General features: G+C 63.3%; 17 protein-coding genes. 12 read left to right on the forward strand and 5 right to left on the reverse strand.

Annotation, left to right across the window (positions count from 1 at the left end; all coding sequences use genetic code 11):
• Positions 1-4 precede the first annotated feature (4 nt).
• The 6 genes from hemH (at position 5) to dnaJ (ending at position 5682) form a co-directional block, all read left to right on the forward strand.
• A complete protein-coding gene (hemH, locus tag CAL19_RS03745; RefSeq protein WP_094796061.1) occupies positions 5-1144 on the forward strand; it encodes a ferrochelatase in 1140 nt (379 codons plus the stop codon).
• 39 nt (positions 1145-1183) lie between these two features.
• Positions 1184-1429, forward strand: a complete 246-nt coding sequence (locus CAL19_RS03750; protein ID WP_026638451.1) for a hypothetical protein — start codon at positions 1184-1186, stop codon at positions 1427-1429.
• A gap of 84 nt (positions 1430-1513) precedes the next feature.
• Positions 1514-2071 (forward strand): nucleotide exchange factor GrpE, encoded by a 558-nt coding sequence (gene grpE, locus CAL19_RS03755; RefSeq protein WP_026638450.1) that lies wholly within the window; start codon positions 1514-1516, stop codon positions 2069-2071.
• Between the two features lie 4 nt (positions 2072-2075).
• The gene (locus tag CAL19_RS03760) at positions 2076-2474 is read left to right on the forward strand and encodes a thioredoxin family protein (RefSeq protein ID WP_026638449.1); all 399 of its coding nucleotides are present in this window, start codon (positions 2076-2078) and stop codon (positions 2472-2474) included.
• A gap of 56 nt (positions 2475-2530) precedes the next feature.
• A complete protein-coding gene (dnaK, locus tag CAL19_RS03765; RefSeq protein ID WP_094796062.1) occupies positions 2531-4444 on the forward strand; it encodes a molecular chaperone DnaK in 1914 nt (637 codons plus the stop codon).
• A 113-nt stretch (positions 4445-4557) separates the two neighbouring features.
• On the forward strand, positions 4558-5682 hold the full coding sequence (gene dnaJ, locus CAL19_RS03770; protein ID WP_026638447.1) for a molecular chaperone DnaJ: 1125 nt from the start codon (positions 4558-4560) through the stop codon (positions 5680-5682).
• Positions 5683-5776: 94 nt separating this feature from the next.
• On the opposite strand, the gene CAL19_RS03775 is transcribed toward dnaJ, so the two are convergent.
• Complete coding sequence (locus CAL19_RS03775; RefSeq protein WP_094796063.1) at positions 5777-8527, reverse strand: M16 family metallopeptidase; 2751 nt, start codon at positions 8525-8527, stop codon at positions 5777-5779.
• Between the two features lie 241 nt (positions 8528-8768).
• Here CAL19_RS03775 and CAL19_RS03780 point away from each other — a divergent pair, with 241 nt between their 5' ends.
• Positions 8769-9131, forward strand: coding sequence for a hypothetical protein (locus CAL19_RS03780; protein WP_026638445.1), 363 nt, complete (start codon positions 8769-8771; stop codon positions 9129-9131).
• Between the two features lie 46 nt (positions 9132-9177).
• A complete protein-coding gene (locus CAL19_RS03785) occupies positions 9178-9732 on the forward strand; it encodes a GNAT family N-acetyltransferase (RefSeq protein WP_094796391.1) in 555 nt (184 codons plus the stop codon).
• 11 nt (positions 9733-9743) lie between these two features.
• Here the strand turns inward: CAL19_RS03785 and CAL19_RS03790 are convergent, their stop codons facing one another.
• Complete coding sequence (locus tag CAL19_RS03790) at positions 9744-10916, reverse strand: vWA domain-containing protein (RefSeq protein ID WP_094796064.1); 1173 nt, start codon at positions 10914-10916, stop codon at positions 9744-9746.
• A 17-nt stretch (positions 10917-10933) separates the two neighbouring features.
• Entirely contained in the window at positions 10934-11806 is an 873-nt protein-coding gene (locus CAL19_RS03795; RefSeq protein WP_026638442.1) for an AAA family ATPase, read from the reverse strand.
• A 151-nt stretch (positions 11807-11957) separates the two neighbouring features.
• Here CAL19_RS03795 and CAL19_RS03800 point away from each other — a divergent pair, with 151 nt between their 5' ends.
• The gene (locus CAL19_RS03800) at positions 11958-12299 is read left to right on the forward strand and encodes a c-type cytochrome (protein ID WP_026638441.1); all 342 of its coding nucleotides are present in this window, start codon (positions 11958-11960) and stop codon (positions 12297-12299) included.
• Positions 12300-12313: 14 nt separating this feature from the next.
• Positions 12314-12673, forward strand: coding sequence for a c-type cytochrome (locus CAL19_RS03805; RefSeq protein WP_094796066.1), 360 nt, complete (start codon positions 12314-12316; stop codon positions 12671-12673).
• Positions 12674-12742: 69 nt separating this feature from the next.
• Here CAL19_RS03805 and CAL19_RS03810 read toward each other — a convergent pair whose 3' ends face one another.
• Complete coding sequence (locus CAL19_RS03810; protein WP_026638439.1) at positions 12743-13168, reverse strand: DUF1841 family protein; 426 nt, start codon at positions 13166-13168, stop codon at positions 12743-12745.
• Between the two features lie 227 nt (positions 13169-13395).
• On the opposite strand from CAL19_RS03810, the gene icd reads away from it, so the two are divergent.
• Together icd and CAL19_RS03820 are read left to right on the forward strand one after the other, a co-directional pair.
• Complete coding sequence (icd, locus tag CAL19_RS03815; RefSeq protein ID WP_094796067.1) at positions 13396-14652, forward strand: NADP-dependent isocitrate dehydrogenase; 1257 nt, start codon at positions 13396-13398, stop codon at positions 14650-14652.
• 329 nt (positions 14653-14981) lie between these two features.
• Positions 14982-16118: a porin gene (locus CAL19_RS03820; protein WP_094796068.1), complete on the forward strand. Its 1137-nt coding sequence runs from the start codon at positions 14982-14984 to the stop codon at positions 16116-16118.
• Here the strand turns inward: CAL19_RS03820 and CAL19_RS03825 are convergent, their stop codons facing one another.
• A complete protein-coding gene (locus CAL19_RS03825) occupies positions 16119-16592 on the reverse strand; it encodes a pyrimidine dimer DNA glycosylase/endonuclease V (RefSeq protein WP_081745616.1) in 474 nt (157 codons plus the stop codon). It abuts the gene before it with no gap.
• Positions 16593-16879: the final 287 nt, after the last annotated feature.

The following is a 16879-nucleotide window of genomic DNA, read 5'->3' on the forward strand; positions in this document are numbered from 1 at the left end:
TTTTGTGTTTCTACGCCTGTTCAAGTATTTGTGGCCCGAGCGCTACCTGCCCGAACCGCAGCAGGCGGACCCTTTCAACGATAATCCGCCGCCGCGGCCGCCGGCCGGCGTCGGGGTCGTGCTGGTCAACCTGGGCACGCCCGAGACCACGGCCCCGCGCGATATCCGACGCTACCTGGCCGCTTTTCTGTCCGACCCGCGCGTCATCGAAATACCCCGCTATTTGTGGCTGCCCATCCTGCACGGCATGGTGCTGGTGCGTCGGCCGCGTCGCCTGCAGCCGCGCTACGAAGGCATCTGGATGGAGGGCGGCTCGCCCTTGCTGGTGTACAGCCGACGGCAGGCCGAAGGCGTACAACAGGCCCTGACCGCGCGCGGCCTTGCCGTGCGGGTCGAACTGGCTATGCGGTACGGCGAGCCCTCGATCGAGCAGGCTGTCGAGCGGCTGCGCCAGCAGGGGTGCGACCACATTCTGGTGGTGCCGCTGTATCCGCAATTCGCCGCCAGCACCACGGCCACGGTGGTCGACGCGGTGGCTGCGCATGCCAGGCGCTTGCGCGACCAGCCGGAACTGCGCTTCGTGAAGCGCTTCCACGACGATCCGGGTTATCTGGATGCGCTGGCCGGCCGTATTTCGGCGTTCTGGCAGGCCCACGGCCGCCCGCAGAAGTTGCTGATGAGTTTCCACGGCCTGCCCCGGTATTCGGTCGAACTGGGCGATCCCTATTATCGCGACTGCGTCGAAACCGCGCGCTTGCTGCGCGAGCGCTTGCAACTGACGCCCGACCAGGTCGAAGTTACCTTCCAGAGCCGCTTTGGCGCGGCCCGTTGGCTCGAACCCTATACCGAGCCCACCCTGAAAGAGCTGGCCGCCCAAGGTGTTACCGACATCGACGTGGTGTGTCCGGGTTTCGTGGCCGACTGTCTCGAAACGCTCGAGGAAATCAGCCAGGAATGCCGCGACGCCTTCATTGCCGCGGGCGGACGGCAGTTTCGCTACATTCCCGCCCTGAACGACGACCCGGCCTGGATCGAGGCCCTGGCCGCGCTTGTCGACAATCACTTACAAGGCTGGCCCACGCGTTCCTCGGCAACACGTACACTGGACGCTGGCGTATCCGCCGTGGCGGAGCGCGACGGCTGAAGATCGCCGCCACTGTTCGAACTTTGCAGGAGCCAGCTTATGAATACCACCCCGAGACCCGGCGTAGGCACATCCTCGGCCCCTGGACACTCTAATTTGAAAGAGGATCCGGTCGAGCGCGACCTCGACGAAGCCCTGGAAGACACCTTTCCCGCCAGTGACCCGATCGCCATCACGCCCGACGATGCCCCGCAGCGCGAATCCGAGTCCACCGTAGACGAGGCGCTGCAAGAGACTTTTCCGGCAAGCGACCCTCCGGCGCCCAGCCAGCCCGGCAAAGCCTGAGTTTTCTGGGCCGTTCCCTCTTGAAACCAACAGATCGGCCCCCATTATCGGGGCCGACGCTATTGTTTTTTGGAGGAATTCCCAATGACGGCACCCCAAGAGCCTGTGGATCAGGCCCCTGAGTCCGGCGGGCCGGCCCCGGCCGAGCCCGTAACTGTCGAAGCGCTGCAGGCTGAAGTGGCGGCGTTGCGCGCCGAGCTCGAGGCTGCCCAGGCCACCGTCACCGGCCAGCAGGACCAACTGCTGCGCGCCCATGCCGAAGCCGAAAACGTGCGTCGCCGCGCTCAGGATGACGTGGCCAAGGCCCGCAAGTTCGGCATCGAATCGTTCGCCGAGAGCCTCGTCCCGGTCCGGGACAGCCTGGAAGCCGCCCTGGCCCAGCAAGAGCAAACTCTGGACACCATGCGCGAAGGTGTCGAAATGACGTTGAAGCAGCTCACTGCGGCTTTCGAGCGCAACCTGCTCAAGGAAATCGCGCCCGCGCAGGGCGACAAATTCGATCCGCATCTGCACCAGGCCATTTCGTCGGTGCCTTCCGACCAGCCCGCCAACACCGTCACGCAGATGCTCCAGAAGGGCTACGTGATCGCCGACCGCGTGTTGCGGCCGGCCCTGGTGATGGTGTCGTCCGGGCAGGCGTAGCCTCATGGCCAGCCCCGCCGAGTTCGACCCCGCGCAGGTCTTCCAGGCGTTTGCCATGCGCCCGGTTGCGTCGGCCGACTTCGACCAGCAAGTCGTGCAGGCGCCTGGCGACGATCTGCGGTGCGTCTTTCTGTGGGGCGAGGATTGTTACAATTGCAATTTGTTCAAGCAGGCCGCATTGCTGCACCGGCAAGCCCTGCTGGCGCTTGGGCTGACGTGGTTCCAGGCCGATGTCTACGCCGACGAGGCCCTGGGACGAAGGTTTTCCCTGCATGGCGTGCCCACGTTCGTGCTGTATCGCGGGGGACGCCGCCTTGGCCGCATCACCGGGTGGCCCGGGCTGCCCCGGTTCACGGAGACCATCGAGCGGCTCTTGAAAAACCCCTCGGGCAGCCCCAGTTAGGCTAAGACTCGTTTTATTCCCGTTTCCACGGATCAATATATTCAAGGTACTCCACCATGAGCAAAATCATCGGCATCGACCTGGGCACTACCAACAGCTGCGTGGCTGTGATGGACGGTGGCCAGGTCAAGATCATCGAAAACGCCGAAGGCGCCCGGACGACGCCCTCTCTCGTTGCCTACATGGACGACGGCGAGATCCTGGTGGGCGCGCCCGCCAAGCGCCAGGCGGTGACCAACCCCAAGAACACTCTGTACGCTGTCAAGCGCCTGATCGGACGCAAGTTCGACGAGAAAGCCGTCCAGAAAGATATCGACCTGATGCCCTACAGCATCGTCAAGGCCGATAACGGCGACGCCTGGGTCGAAGTGCGCGGCAAGAAAATGGCGCCGCCCCAGGTGTCGGCCGACGTGCTGCGCAAGATGAAGAAAACCGCAGAGGACTACCTGGGCGAACCCGTCACCGAGGCGGTGATCACGGTTCCGGCGTATTTCAACGACAGCCAGCGCCAGGCCACCAAAGACGCGGGCCGCATCGCGGGCCTGGACGTCAAGCGCATCATCAACGAGCCGACTGCGGCGGCGCTGGCGTTCGGGCTCGACAAGTCCGAAAAGGGCGACCGCAAGATCGCCGTATATGACCTGGGCGGCGGCACGTTCGACGTGTCGATCATCGAAATCGCCGACGTCGATGGCGAAAAGCAGTTCGAAGTGCTGTCGACCAACGGCGATACCTTCCTGGGCGGCGAAGACTTCGACCAGCGCATCATCGACTACATCATCGGTGAATTCAAGAAAGAGCAGGGCGTTGACCTGACCAAGGACGTCCTGGCCCTGCAGCGCCTGAAAGAAGCGGCCGAAAAGGCCAAGATCGAACTGTCGTCCAGCCAGCAGACCGAAATCAACCTGCCGTACATCACGGCCGACGCGTCCGGTCCCAAGCACCTGAACCTGAAGATCACGCGCGCCAAGCTCGAGGCGCTGGTCGAAGAGCTGATCGACCGCACCATCGAACCCTGCCGCGTGGCCATCAAGGATGCCGGCGTGAAGGTTTCCGAAATCGACGACGTCATCCTGGTCGGCGGCATGACCCGCATGCCCAAGGTGCAGGAAAAGGTCAAGGAATTCTTCGGCAAAGATCCGCGCAAAGACGTCAACCCGGACGAAGCCGTGGCCGCCGGCGCCGCCATTCAAGGGTCGGTGCTGTCGGGCGACCGCAAGGACGTTCTGCTGCTTGACGTGACGCCCCTGTCGCTGGGTATTGAAACCCTGGGCGGCGTCATGACCAAGATGATCCAGAAGAACACCACGATCCCGACGCGTTTCTCGCAAACGTTCTCTACTGCCGACGACAACCAGCCGGCCGTGACGATCAAGGTGTTCCAGGGCGAGCGGGAAATCGCCGCGGGCAACAAGAGCCTGGGCGAGTTCAACCTCGAAGGGATCCCGCCCGCGCCGCGCGGCATGCCGCAAATCGAAGTCACGTTTGACATCGACGCCAACGGCATCCTGCACGTGTCTGCCAAAGACAAGGGCACCGGCAAGGAAAACAAGATCACCATCAAGGCAAATTCCGGCTTGTCGGAAGAAGAAATCGAACGCATGGTCAAGGATGCCGAGGCCAATGCCGACGAAGACCGCCGCGTTGCCGAACTGGCCCAGACCCGCAACCAGGCCGACGCGCTGGTGCACGCCACCCGCAAGTCGCTGACCGAGTATGGCGACAAGCTCGAAGCCTCTGAAAAAGAAGCCATCGAGAGCGCCATCAAGGAACTCGAAGAGGTTCTGAAAGAGGGCGACAAGGCGGCCATCGACGCCAAGGTCGAAGCCTTGTCTGCGGCTTCGCAGAAGTTGGGCGAGAAGATGTACGCCGACATGCAGGCTGCGCAGCAACAGGCGGCCGACCAGGCCAAGCCGGTGGACGAAAACGTGGTTGATGCCGACTTCAAGGAAGTCAAGCGAGACCAATAAGGCGATGGCCGTCCATAACGCCTGAACGCGCCCGGTAGTCCGGAATATCCGGCTACCGGGCGGATTCGTTCAGCACCGACAAGTTATCTGGCTCTTTCCCGGGCCCATCGATTATGGCAAAACGTGATTACTACGAAGCCCTGGGCGTGGCAAAGAACGCCTCGGACGATGAACTGAAAAAGGCCTACCGCAAGCTGGCCATGAAGTACCATCCGGACCGCAATCCGGACAGCAAAGAAGCGGAAGAAAAGTTCAAGGAAATCAAAGAAGCCTACGAAGTCCTGGGCGACGAGCAAAAGCGCGCGGCCTACGACCGTTATGGTCATGCGGGCGTCGATCCCAATGCCGCGGGCATGGGCGGCGCGGGCATGGGCGGCGGATTTGCCGATGCCTTCGGCGACATCTTCGGCGAAATATTCGGCGGTGCGGGCGGCCGCCGCGGCGGCCCGCAGGTGTACCGCGGCGCCGACCTGAAGTACGCGCTGGAAATCACGCTGGAGCAGGCCGCTCATGGTTTCGACACCGAAATCCGCGTGCCCAGCTGGGAAAACTGCGATACCTGCCACGGCAGCGGCGCCAAACCCGGCACGTCGCCCAAGACCTGCCGCACATGCGGCGGCTCTGGCGCGGTACGCATGCAGCAGGGCTTTTTCAGCGTGCAGCAGACCTGCCCCACCTGCCACGGGTCGGGCAAGGAAATCACCGACCCGTGCACGGCCTGCGATGGCGTAGGCCGTATACGCCGCAACAAGACCCTGCAGGTCAAGATTCCGCCGGGCATCGATGACGGCATGCGCATCCGCTCCAGCGGCAATGGCGAGCCGGGCATCAACGGCGGGCCTCCGGGCGACTTGTACGTGGAAATCCACATCAAGCCGCACAAGATCTTCCAGCGCGATGGCGACGACCTGCACTGCGAGCTGACCATTCCGTTCACCACGGCGGCATTGGGTGGCGAGCTGCAGGTGCCCACATTGGGCGGCAAGGCCGAGATCTCGATTCCCGAAGGTACGCAATCGGGCAAGACCTTCCGCTTGCGCGGCAAGGGCATACGCGGCGTGCGCGCCAGTTACCCCGGCGATCTGTATTGCCACGTGGCGGTCGAAACGCCAGTGCGCCTGAGCGACGAGCAAAAGGCCATCTTGCGGCAGTTCGAGGCTTCGCTGAACGACGGGGGCGACCGCCACTCGCCGCAAAGCAAGTCCTGGACCGATCGGGTGAAAGAGTTCTTCAGCTGATGCGAACCGCTGCAGCATGAAAAGAAACCGGCCCCTTCAGGGGCCGGTTTCACATTGGCGCGCGAATTGCGGGCTTATCGGGCCTATTGTGGGCCTATTGGGCCTTGTTGAAATCGCCCGCTATTGCCGTGCTGAAGGCGTCGGGCTGCAGGTACTTGCGAACGGCCTTGTTGACGGCATCGGCATCTAGGGCGGCGAGCCTGTCGTCGACTTCGGCCGACCATGCGAAGCTGCGTCCGCGCTTCATGTAGCTGACCCACGTGGTTGCCAGGACGCTGTCCTGGGCGCGCGCGAGCTTGCGATAGTTGAGCAGCGCGGCGATGCCATCCTTGACTTCTTCTGCGGTGAAGCCGTCTTTCAGCACGCGCTGCAGTTCTTCGGAGATGGCGCTTTCAAGCCGTTCGCGGTTCTGGGGCGCATAGATGGCGTAGATGGTCCAGTTGGCGGTGGGCTCGAACGACGACACGGTCAGGTTGCTGCGCACGTTGTACGACAACCCCTCGGTTTCGCGTACGCGGTTCCACAGGCGCGACGTCTCGGAGGTGCCCAGCATGAAATTGGCCAGGTACAGCGCTTCGAAGTCCGGGTCGGTATCCTGCAGTTGCAGGGGCATGCGCGAAATGTAGAACGCGTTGGCCTTGTCGGGCGTGTCGATGGTAAAGCGTTCGGCCTTCAGCGCGCGGTATGGGTCGTCCGGGCGGGTATAGGCGGGCGCCTTCTGCCAGCCTTGCAGGCCGGTGGCCAGCGACTGCTTCACGGCGTCGGGATCGAAGTCGCCCACGGCCGAGAACTTGATGTGGCCGGCCCCATAGAAGCGTTGATGGAAATCGACCAGCGCCTTGCGGTCCAGCTTTTCGGCGTCGGCCAGCGCTTCTTCGAACGTGGGCACATAGCGCACATCGTCGGTCGGCCAGGGGTTGTCGTGGCGCGCCAGGGCGCGCGAGGCGAGCGCGGTCGGCTCGGTCATGGCGCTGCGTATGGAAGTCAGGGCCTGGCGTTGGTATTCCTCGACCTGATCGGCAGGGAAGGTGGCATTGCGTATGACGTCGAGCACCAGCCCGACCAGCGCGGGCAGGTGCTCGCGCGCCGTGGACATCGATACGCTGAGGTCGGTGCCGGACCCCTGGAAGCTGACCTGGGCCTGCATCGCGTCGAACCTGTCCTGGATTTCCTGGCGCGACAGCTTGTCGGTGCCGCGCTCGAGCAAGTCGGCCACCGCCGATGCGTTGACCCGCTGCCCACGCAGGGTCTGGGCATCGCCGAACTGCACCAGTAGTTCTGCCTGTACGCGCCCGCCGCGGGTGGCCTTGGGCAATAGCGCCAATTGCACCGGGCCGTTGGGCAGGTCCAGCGTGCTGCGCTGCGTGAGCTTGTCGATATTGGCAGGAGTGGGGTCGAAAGCGTCTGCCTGCTGGAAGTCGGGGTCGCCCTGATAGTCTTTCAGCAGCTCGGCCAGATCGGGGCGCTGCAAGGCGGGCGCACGCTGGGGGTTCTGGGTGGGAATGTAGCGGCCTTCGGTACGGTTGCTGGCCACCAGGTAGGTGGTCGCCACGCGTTGCACGTCTTCGAGTCTGGCCTCGCGCACGCGGTCGCGCTGAAGGAAAAAGAGCCGCCAGTCGCCCCCGGCGATGGCTTCCGAAAGCGCCACACCGATTTTCTCGGGGTCGGCGTAAATCTGCTGCCAGGCCATCAGCCACTTGCTGCGCGCCCGGTCGAGCTCGTCCTGGGTGAAGGGCTTGTCGCCGAGGGATTCCAGGGTGGAGGTCAGGGCTTTCAAGGCCTGGTCCTGGTTCATGCCGGGTTGCAGCTGGGCGCCGAACATGGCCACGCCCGGATCGTATTGGTCCATTGTGAACCCGAACACATCGGCAGCCAGCTTGGTCGGCACCAGGGCATGATAAAGGCGGCCCGACGGCGTATCGGCCAGAATGGTGGTGGCCAGGTCGAACGGCACGTAGTCCGGGCTGCCGGCTGCGGGAATGTGGTACATGGCGGCCACTAGCGGCGTTCCCCCGGCGCGTCGCAAGGTTACGGCGCGCTCGCCATCCTGCACCGGCTCGGCCGTATATTCAGGCGGCAGCTTGCGCTTGGGGCGCGGCACTTGGCCCAGCGTGTCCTGGATGGCGGCCAGGGTTGCCTGCGGCTCGAACTTGCCGGCCACGATAAGCACTGCGTTATCGGGTTGGTAGTACTCGTGATAGAAGGCGCGCAGCTGGTCTACATCGACGTTCTCGACGTCGGAGCGCGCCCCGATGGTGCTTTTGCCGTAGTTGTGCCACTGGAACGCGGCGGCCAGCATTTTCTGCATCAGTACGCGAAACGGATTGTTCTCACCGCTTTCCATTTCGTTGCGTACCACGGTCATTTCGGAATCGAGGTCTTCCTTGGCGATCAGCGAATTGACCATTGCGTCGGCTTGCCAGCCCAGGTACCACTTGAGCGTTTCGGGGTTGGAGGCAAAGCTTGCGAAGTAATTGGTGCGGTCGGCCGAAGTGGACCCGTTGGCCTGCAGGCCGCGCCGCGAGAATTCGCCAAGCGCGTTGCGGATGCCGGGCGTGCCCTTGAACAACATGTGTTCCAGCAAGTGCGCCATGCCGGTCTGGCCGTAGTTTTCGTGCCGCGACCCGACCAGGTAGGTCATGTTGACCGTGGTGGTGGGCTTGGATGCATCGGGGGCCAGCAGCACGCGCAGGCCGTTGGCCAGCTGGTATTCGGTGATGCCTTCGACCGATGAGACCTCGGTGACGCCGGCGGGCGCCGGGCTCGCTGCGGCCTGGAAGGCCAGGAAGGACGTGAGCAGCAGGGCATTCAGGCGGGCCGCCAGGCCCGGGAGCGAAAGACGCATGGCAGGGTGTCCGTATTGCGGGCGATGGTCGTTGGAGTGTATACGCCCGGGAAGGTTCCGATTTGAACCGCGTCCCGGCCCGGGTGTAAGCTGGCGACTATACACAGCTGTGCCAGACGGAGAGCGCGACAGACCGCTGCGGCCGCTCCGTCTCGCCCCCTTGGGCCGCGCCCGCAGGGGTGTCGTTCGCGCGTTCCACGCCGGCGTCTTGCCGGCCTACCCAACCGGAGAACCGACGGCCATGCTGACCGAACTCGTCACGCGCGCCTTGTCCCAGCTCATGGGCGCGCCCCTGAACCACGACCACATCAAAGGGCGTTTCCGCTATGCCTATGCCAGCGACGACGGGCAATTCGTTGCCATCCTGGGGCACGACCTGACGACCTACGTGGTCGACGTTGCGGGCCGGCGCTACTTTGCAGAAGGGGCGGGCTGCCCCCGGGGCTTCGCCGGGCACGTGCTCGAAATGGAAGGCGTGCCTACACGGCGCGTGCCCCGGCTGGCCGCCAACGAGTTGTTCGACCTGGACATGGACAACGACGAAGTGTGCTGGCGCAGTTGCCCGGCGCCTCAGGAGCGCTTTGCCGTGCGCCACGCGGCATAAGCCTGGCGGGTGCGCCGGACGGGCTCGCGTCGCTACAATGCGCGGCATGGAAAACTCTGCTGCCACCCCGCCTGCCGGCGCCGTCCTGGTCGAGTGCTCGCATGCGCGGCATGCCGAGGCCATCCTGGCCATCTTCAACGACGCCATCCTGCATTCCACCGCGTTGTACGACTACCATCCGCGTACCGCAGCGGCCATGCAGGCCTGGTTTCACGCCAAGCAGGCAGGCGGATTTCCCGTGCTGGGATATGAAGACGGCCGGGGCCGGCTGATGGGCTTCGCCAGCTATGGCGCGTTCCGGCCCTATCCCGCCAACAAATACACCGTCGAGCATTCGGTGTATATCGACGGGCGGTTCCGGGGGCAGGGCCTGGGCGAAGCGCTGCTGCGCCTGATCATCGAGCGCGCCCGCCAGGCGCAGCTGCATGTCTTGGTGGGAGGCATCGACGCGGCCAACGCGGCCAGTATCCGTTTGCACGAAAAGCTGGGGTTCGTGCACGCCGGCACCATACGGCACGCGGGCTTCAAGTTCGGCCGGTGGCTGGACCTGGCCTTCTACCAGTTGACGCTGGACACGCCCGCCCAGCCCATCGACGGCTGAGCCGGCCCGCGTTACTTGGACAGCAGCCGCATGGCCTGCTCAAGGCCTGCGACAGTGACCGGATACATGCGCGCCTGCATGATGTCGCGCAGCAGCGCGATGGATTGCCGGTATTGCCATGACGCCGTGGGCTCGGGGTTCAGCCACACTGCCTTGGGCCACGCATCCAGCAGCCGGCGCAGCCAAACGGCGCCCGGTTCTTTGTTGTAGTGCTCGACCGAGCCGCCGGGTTGCAGGATTTCGTAGGGGCTCATGGTGGCGTCGCCCACGATGATCAGCCGCCAGTCGGCGTTGTACTTGCGCAGCACGTCCCAGGTGTCGAAGCGCTCGTTCTGGCGCCGGCTGTTGCTGCGCCACAGGCTTTCGTACGGGCAGTTGTGGAAATAATAGACTTCCAGGTTGCGGAATTCGCTGCGCGCGGCCGAGAATAGCTCTTCTACACGCGTAATGTGGTCGTCCATGCTGCCGCCCACGTCCAGCAGCATCAGCACCTTGACAGTGTTGTGGCGTTCGGGCACCAGGCGCAGATCCAGGTGGCCGGCGTTGCGCGCGGTGCTGGCTATCGTGTCGTCCAGGTCCAGCTCGAGTTCGGCGCCTTCGCGGGCGAAACGGCGCAGGCGACGCAACGCCACCTTGAAATTGCGGATGCCCAATTCCAGGCTGTCGTCGTAGTCGCGGAACTGCCGCATGTCCCACACCTTGATTGCCGTCCGGTGGCCGGCCGACGCGCCGCCCACCCGTATGCCTTCGGGGTGGTAGCCGCCATTGCCGAACGGCGACGTGCCGCCGGTGCCTATCCATTTATTGCCGCCGGCGTGACGTTCTTGCTGTTCTTCCAGCCGCTGCTTGAACAGCTCCATCAGCTTGTCCCAGCCGTGGCGCTCGATGGCGGCTTTTTCTTCCGGCGTCAGGCTTTTTTCGAATTGCTTGATCAGCCAATCGATGGGGATGTCCTTGCCGGCCGGCAGGGCGGCTTCGATGCCGCGGTAATAGGCGCCAAACGCGGCGTCGTAGCGGTCGTACAGGGATTCGTCTTTTACCAGCGCGGCGCGGGCAAGGTAATAAAAGCTGTCGAGCGTAGGCGCCATGACGTTGTGCCGCAGGGCGTCGAGCAGCGTCAGGTATTCCTTCACCGATACCGGCAGCCTGTGCTTGCGCAGATGGTAGAAAAAGTCGATCAACATGGCGGCCGGCCAGCGGATCAGCGTCGCGGATTGCCGCGGGTCATGGCGGCAAGGCGCTCCAGCAGTTGCACATCCTGTTCGTTCTTGAGCAGGGCGCCCGCCATCATGGGCACCGCGCCTGCCGCATGCGCGTCGATCTGCGCCGCCGTGGCGCCCTCGGCCAGCAGCAGGCGCAGCCAGTCCAGCAATTCGGAAGTCGACGGTTTCTTCTTCAGCCCCGGCGCTTCGCGCAAGGCAAAGAAGGTATCCAGCGCGGCGCGCAGGACGTCTTGCTTGAGATCGGGAAAATGCACGGCGACGATGTCGCGCATGGTCTCGCGCTCGGGGAAACGGATGTAGTGGAAGAAGCAGCGCCGCAGGAATGCGTCGGGCAGGTCTTTTTCGTTGTTCGACGTAATGATCACCAGCGGCCGGTGGCGGGCCACGATGGTCTGGCGCGTTTCGTACACATGGAATTCCATGCGGTCGAGTTCACGCAGCAGGTCATTGGGAAACTCGATGTCGGCCTTGTCGATTTCGTCGATCAGCAGCACTACCGGCTCGGGCGAATCGAACGCCTGCCACAGCGTGCCTTGCACGATGTAGTTGCGGATGTCGCGCACCTTCTCGTCGCCCAGCTGGGAATCGCGCAGGCGCGACACGGCGTCGTATTCGTACAGGCCCTGGTGCGCCTTGGTGGTGGACTTGATATGCCACTGCAGCAGCGGCCGGCCCAGCGCGTGCGCCACTTCTTCGGCCAGCATCGTCTTGCCGGTGCCCGGTTCGCCTTTTATCAGCAGGGGCCGCTGCAGTGTCAGCGCGGCATTGACCGCAAGCTTGAGATCGTCGGTGGCGACATATCGATCGGTTCCATCAAAGCGGGGGGCGGCAGAACTTTGGGCAGCGGACATGGGCAATGGAAATTAGAGACCGGAAGGGCAAACCGGAAGGGGTTTGGCATAGGTTCGGAACAATTATCGTACAATCGCAGGGTTTTGTAGCTGGGCACAGACCCGGCGCTCATCCCTAGCCCAGTTTTCAGCCTTACCAAGAGCCATTCCAATGAAGTTGAGAACCTCTCTGTCCGCGCTGGCCATGGTGGCGTCCTGTTCGGTCGTCGGTCAGGCGGCCGCTGCCGATGCAGCGCCGGTCGGCAATGCCCAGAACGCCCGTGACAAAATCTCCATGTGCATCGGTTGCCATGGCATTCAGGGCTACAAGGCCAGCTTTCCCGAGCTGTACCACGTCCCGATGATCGCGGGGCAGAACGCCAAGTACATCGAAACCGCCCTCAACGAGTACAAAAAAGGCGCGCGCAGCCATCCGTCCATGAAAGCGATCGCTGGCAGCCTCAGCGACCAGGACATCGCCGACCTGGCCGCCTACTACTCCAACCTCAAGTAATGCGAGGGCCCCACATGAAACGCTTTACGCTTACCCTTGCGGGCGCCGTTCTGGCCATGGCTGGCTCCGCGCAGGCTCAAGACCTGTCCGCCGGCAAGGCGGTGTTCGACAAGTTCAACTGTGCATCGTGCCACGGCACCGACGCCAAGACTTCGGTCGATCCGTCCTATCCGGTGCTGGCCGGCCAGCATGCCGACTACCTCGAGCAGGCGCTGAAGGCCTACAAGCGCGGTGCGGCGGGCGCTGCGCCGACGGCCAACGTGCGCAACAACCCCATCATGGGCGCCTTTGCAGTGCAGTTGTCCGATCAGGACATCGAAAACGTGTCGGCCTGGCTGTCTGCCCAGCCGAGCGACCTGGGCGTGCGCCGCTAGGCATCTGGCGCCGACCCCGCAGAAACGCCCCGTCATCGGGGCGTTTTTTTTTTTGCGCGGCGGCGCGCGCTAACGTTCGGCGCGCTGGCGGATGAGATCGATATAGGTGTCGCTGTCGAGCGGCGTACCCAGACGCTGGGCTTCCCAGACCACCTGCCCCAGGCATTCCATGATTTCGTGCGCGGCCTGGTGCGCGTCGCCGCGGTTGACCAGCTTCTGGTAGGCCGCCCGGATGCCGCGCGGATGGTCGATGGACAGTTGCTCGGCGATGGCCAGGTGCATCGACAGGTGCAGGAAGGGATTGGTGCGGCCCTGCTCGACGGGATATTCCGCCGTCATGGCGTCGGGGTGTTCCAGGTCGCCGTGGTATTCCGGATGCTCCAGCACCCAGTCCAGGGCCATGGATTCCAGGGGGGTAAGGACTTCTGCCGCACGGTGCTTGCGCCAGGTTTGGACGAAGAACTCGCGGACTTGGTCCCGGGACGGGTTGAACATGGGTACGGCAGGGAATAGGGCAATGAACCCTGGCATTTTACCGCCGCCCGGGCGCCTTGCCGTCGCGGAAGGGCCAGGGAGCGCGGCGCAGGGGCGGGCGCTTGGCGCCAATGCGAGCTAGAATTGGGGGTTGTCCGCCATCCGGCCCGGTTGCTGCGCGGTTTTCCGCCTGCGTCGGCGCCCCGGTCTGGCGAGCGCGCAAACCACCCGGAGCAACTGGAGCATTCATGTCCTACCAACATATCAAGGTTCCCGCAGGGGGCCAGAAAATCACGGTCAATGCCGATTTCTCGCTGAACGTGCCTGATCAGGCCATCGTTCCTTACATCGAAGGTGATGGCACCGGCGCCGATATCACGCCCGTCATGATCAAGGTCGTGGACGCTGCTGTGCAGAAGGCCTACGGTGGCAAGCGCAAGATCCACTGGATGGAAGTCTATGCCGGCGAAAAGGCCACCAAGGTGTACGGCCCCGACGTGTGGCTGCCCGACGAAACGCTCGACGTCGTCAAGGAATACGTCGTGTCCATCAAGGGCCCCCTGACCACTCCGGTGGGTGGCGGTATCCGCTCGCTGAACGTGGCCCTGCGCCAGCAGCTCGACTTGTACGTCTGCCTGCGCCCGGTGCGCTATTTCAAGGGTGTTCCCTCGCCGGTGCGCGAGCCCGAAAAGACCGACATGGTCATTTTCCGCGAGAACTCCGAAGACATCTACGCCGGCATCGAATACATGGCCGAATCCGAGCAGGCCAAGGAACTGATCCAGTACCTGCAGACCAAGCTCGGCGTCACCAAGATCCGCTTCCCGAACACGTCCTCTATCGGCATCAAGCCGGTGTCGCGCGAAGGTACCGAGCGCCTGGTTCGCAAGGCCATCCAGTACGCCATCGACAACGACCGCGCGTCGGTGACCCTGGTGCATAAGGGCAACATCATGAAGTTCACGGAAGGCGGCTTCCGTGACTGGGGCTATGAGCTCGCCCGCAACGAATTCGGCGCCCAGCTGATCGACGGCGGCCCGTGGTGCAAATTCAAGAACCCCAAGAGCGGCCGCGAGATCATCGTCAAGGATTCGATCGCCGACGCCTTCCTGCAGCAGATCCTGCTGCGTCCGGCCGAATACGACGTCATCGCCACGCTGAACCTGAACGGCGACTACATCTCCGACGCGCTGGCCGCGCAAGTGGGCGGCATCGGCATCGCCCCGGGCGCCAACCTGTCCGACTCGGTAGCCATGTTCGAGGCCACGCACGGCACCGCGCCCAAGTATGCTGGCAAAGACTACGTCAATCCGGGTTCCGAGATCCTGTCGGCCGAAATGATGCTGCGCCACATGGGCTGGACCGAAGCGGCAGACCTGATCATTTCCAGCATGGAAAAATCCATCCTGTCCAAACAGGTCACGTACGACTTCGCCCGGTTGCTCGAAGGCGCCACGCAGGTGTCGTGCTCGGGCTTTGGCCAGGTCATGATCGACAATATGTAATTGTCCGGGCCCTTCGCGCCCGGCTCTTAAAAAAACCGCCTTCGGGCGGTTTTTTTTCGCCATGTGACAAAAGGCGCGCGGATATTCGTAACGACTTCCGTTGCTTGTATGCCATAAATCATCGTTATTAAAAGCGTATTTCGTAAGTATTTATTCTGAAAGGTGCAGATTCCGCTACAGGGCCAGCAATTTGGGCGGTTGCGCGGAAATCTTTTGATTACTTGTGTAGTTCCTGGTTTTGGTAGAAATGCCGGTATTCCCTACCTTATGGCTTGGGACTGTTTCCGGGGCGGAAACAGGCGGCTATCACTTTTGATCGGGATGAGGAAATGAAACTAACAAAAACCTTGCTCGCCGGCGCCATACTCGCCGGTGTCGGCGCATCGGTATACGCGGAAACGTCGGTGACCCTGTACGGCTTGATCGACCTCGGCATTACGTATCAGCGCGGCAAAGTCGGCACGGACGATGTCAACCGCGGCCAATATGGCGGCGATTACCAATCCCGCATCGGCATGACCAACGGCATCCAGAGCGGTTCGCGTTGGGGGTTGCGCGGCACGGAAGACCTGGGCGACGGCCTGCAGGCGGTATTCGTGCTGGAAAGCGGCTTCGGCGCCCGCAATGGCAACAGCCTGCAGGGTGACCGCCTGTTCGGTCGCCAGGCCACCGTCGGTCTGCAGCACGATCAATGGGGCCGCCTGGATCTGGGCCGGCAAACCAATATCGCATCGAAGTACTTCGCCGATATCGATCCTTTCTCGCTCAGCTACCTGAACTCGTCCATGGGCACGGCGTTCAGCGCGGCCGACACGGTACGCTATGACAACATGGTGATGTACCAGACCCCCAGCTGGAGCGGCTTCCAGGCTGGCGTGGGTTATTCCTTCTCGACCGACGACGTCGAAGGCCCCACCAACTTTGAAAGCGATGAGAACAACCGCGCCATCACGGCCGGTATCCGCTATGCCAACGGCCCGCTGCAAGTCGCCTTTACCTACGACCAGCAGTTCCGCTATCCCAGCCAGCCGCAACCCCAGCAGTTCATCCTGGGCGCGGCCTATGACTTCGAAGTCGTGAAGCTGGCGCTGGCCTATGGCCGCACCAAGGACGGCGTGTTCGTCGGCCAGAACTTCGACCTGGGCGGCGGCGCTTTCAACGACAACACGCCGGCCCGCGGCCTGGGCGACACCAACGATCGCTTCACCTGGGACGGCCTGAAAATCAACTCGTACCTGGTGGGCTTGAGCGCGCCCGTCGGCGGGGCCAGCAATGTGTTTGCGTCGTGGCAGCGCGCCGACCCCAACCAGGGCCTGGAAAATATGGACATCTACAGCGTGGGCTACACGTATGACCTGTCCAAGCGCACCAACCTCTATGCGGTGGGCTCGTATGCCGATGGCTATGCTTTCGTCGACGGCAACAAGATGACCACCGTCGGCGTCGGCGTGCGTCACCGCTTCTGATCAGGGTACGGGTTGCCCTTTTCCGAGCGGAGTCGGGGCGCCTTGTTCTTGGCCATCCACGATGTGGGTGGCCTTTTTTTTGGCGGCCGGCGCTGGCGGCGCGTAGGCTGGACCGCCCCGCTCTGCGATGCGCTGGCGGTTCAGATGCTGGGCCTGGGGCGTGGGTTGCCAGTCGCCCCAAAGTTCGGCCGGAAGGTCGGCGTAGGCCTGCTCCAGCGGCGTCAGGTACGAAGGCCGGTAGCCGCGTCGCTGCATTTCCAGCACCAGATCGGCCTGGCGCCGCGCCAGGTAACCCAGGCGCGTGTAGAAAAACAGCAAATGGCCCTTGCCCAGGGTGTATTCCGTGGGCCGCGGCACGGGCCCGCGTTCATGGGCCTTGCGGGCCAGCGCGAACACGCGGGGCAGTTCGCGGTATTCGGCGATCAGGTGCTGGCGGGTCAGTTCCTGGACGGGGATGCAGTTGATGCGGGTCATAAAGATACGAAACTTGTGCTTTTCGTATCTTAGCGGGTAGGCGAGCCGGCCATAGGTCCGCGGACAATGTTGCACCAATATGGTGCATAATCGGCCGGCACGCGCTGTCTTAGGGCATTCCCCTAGTGTGGCAATCCCGTTCCTGGTGCAGAATCCTCTTCCATGCAGGTGAGGAGACAAACAGCCCTGCAAGGGCGGCCGGCGGCACCGGTATAAAAAACGAGCAGTACTTATAAAAGCAAAATGCACAACGGCTGGCACCATTTCGTGCCGGCCGTTGTCGCTTA

The organism is Bordetella genomosp. 7, assembly GCF_002261265.1.
Lineage (GTDB): Bacteria > Pseudomonadota > Gammaproteobacteria > Burkholderiales > Burkholderiaceae_B > Bordetella_A.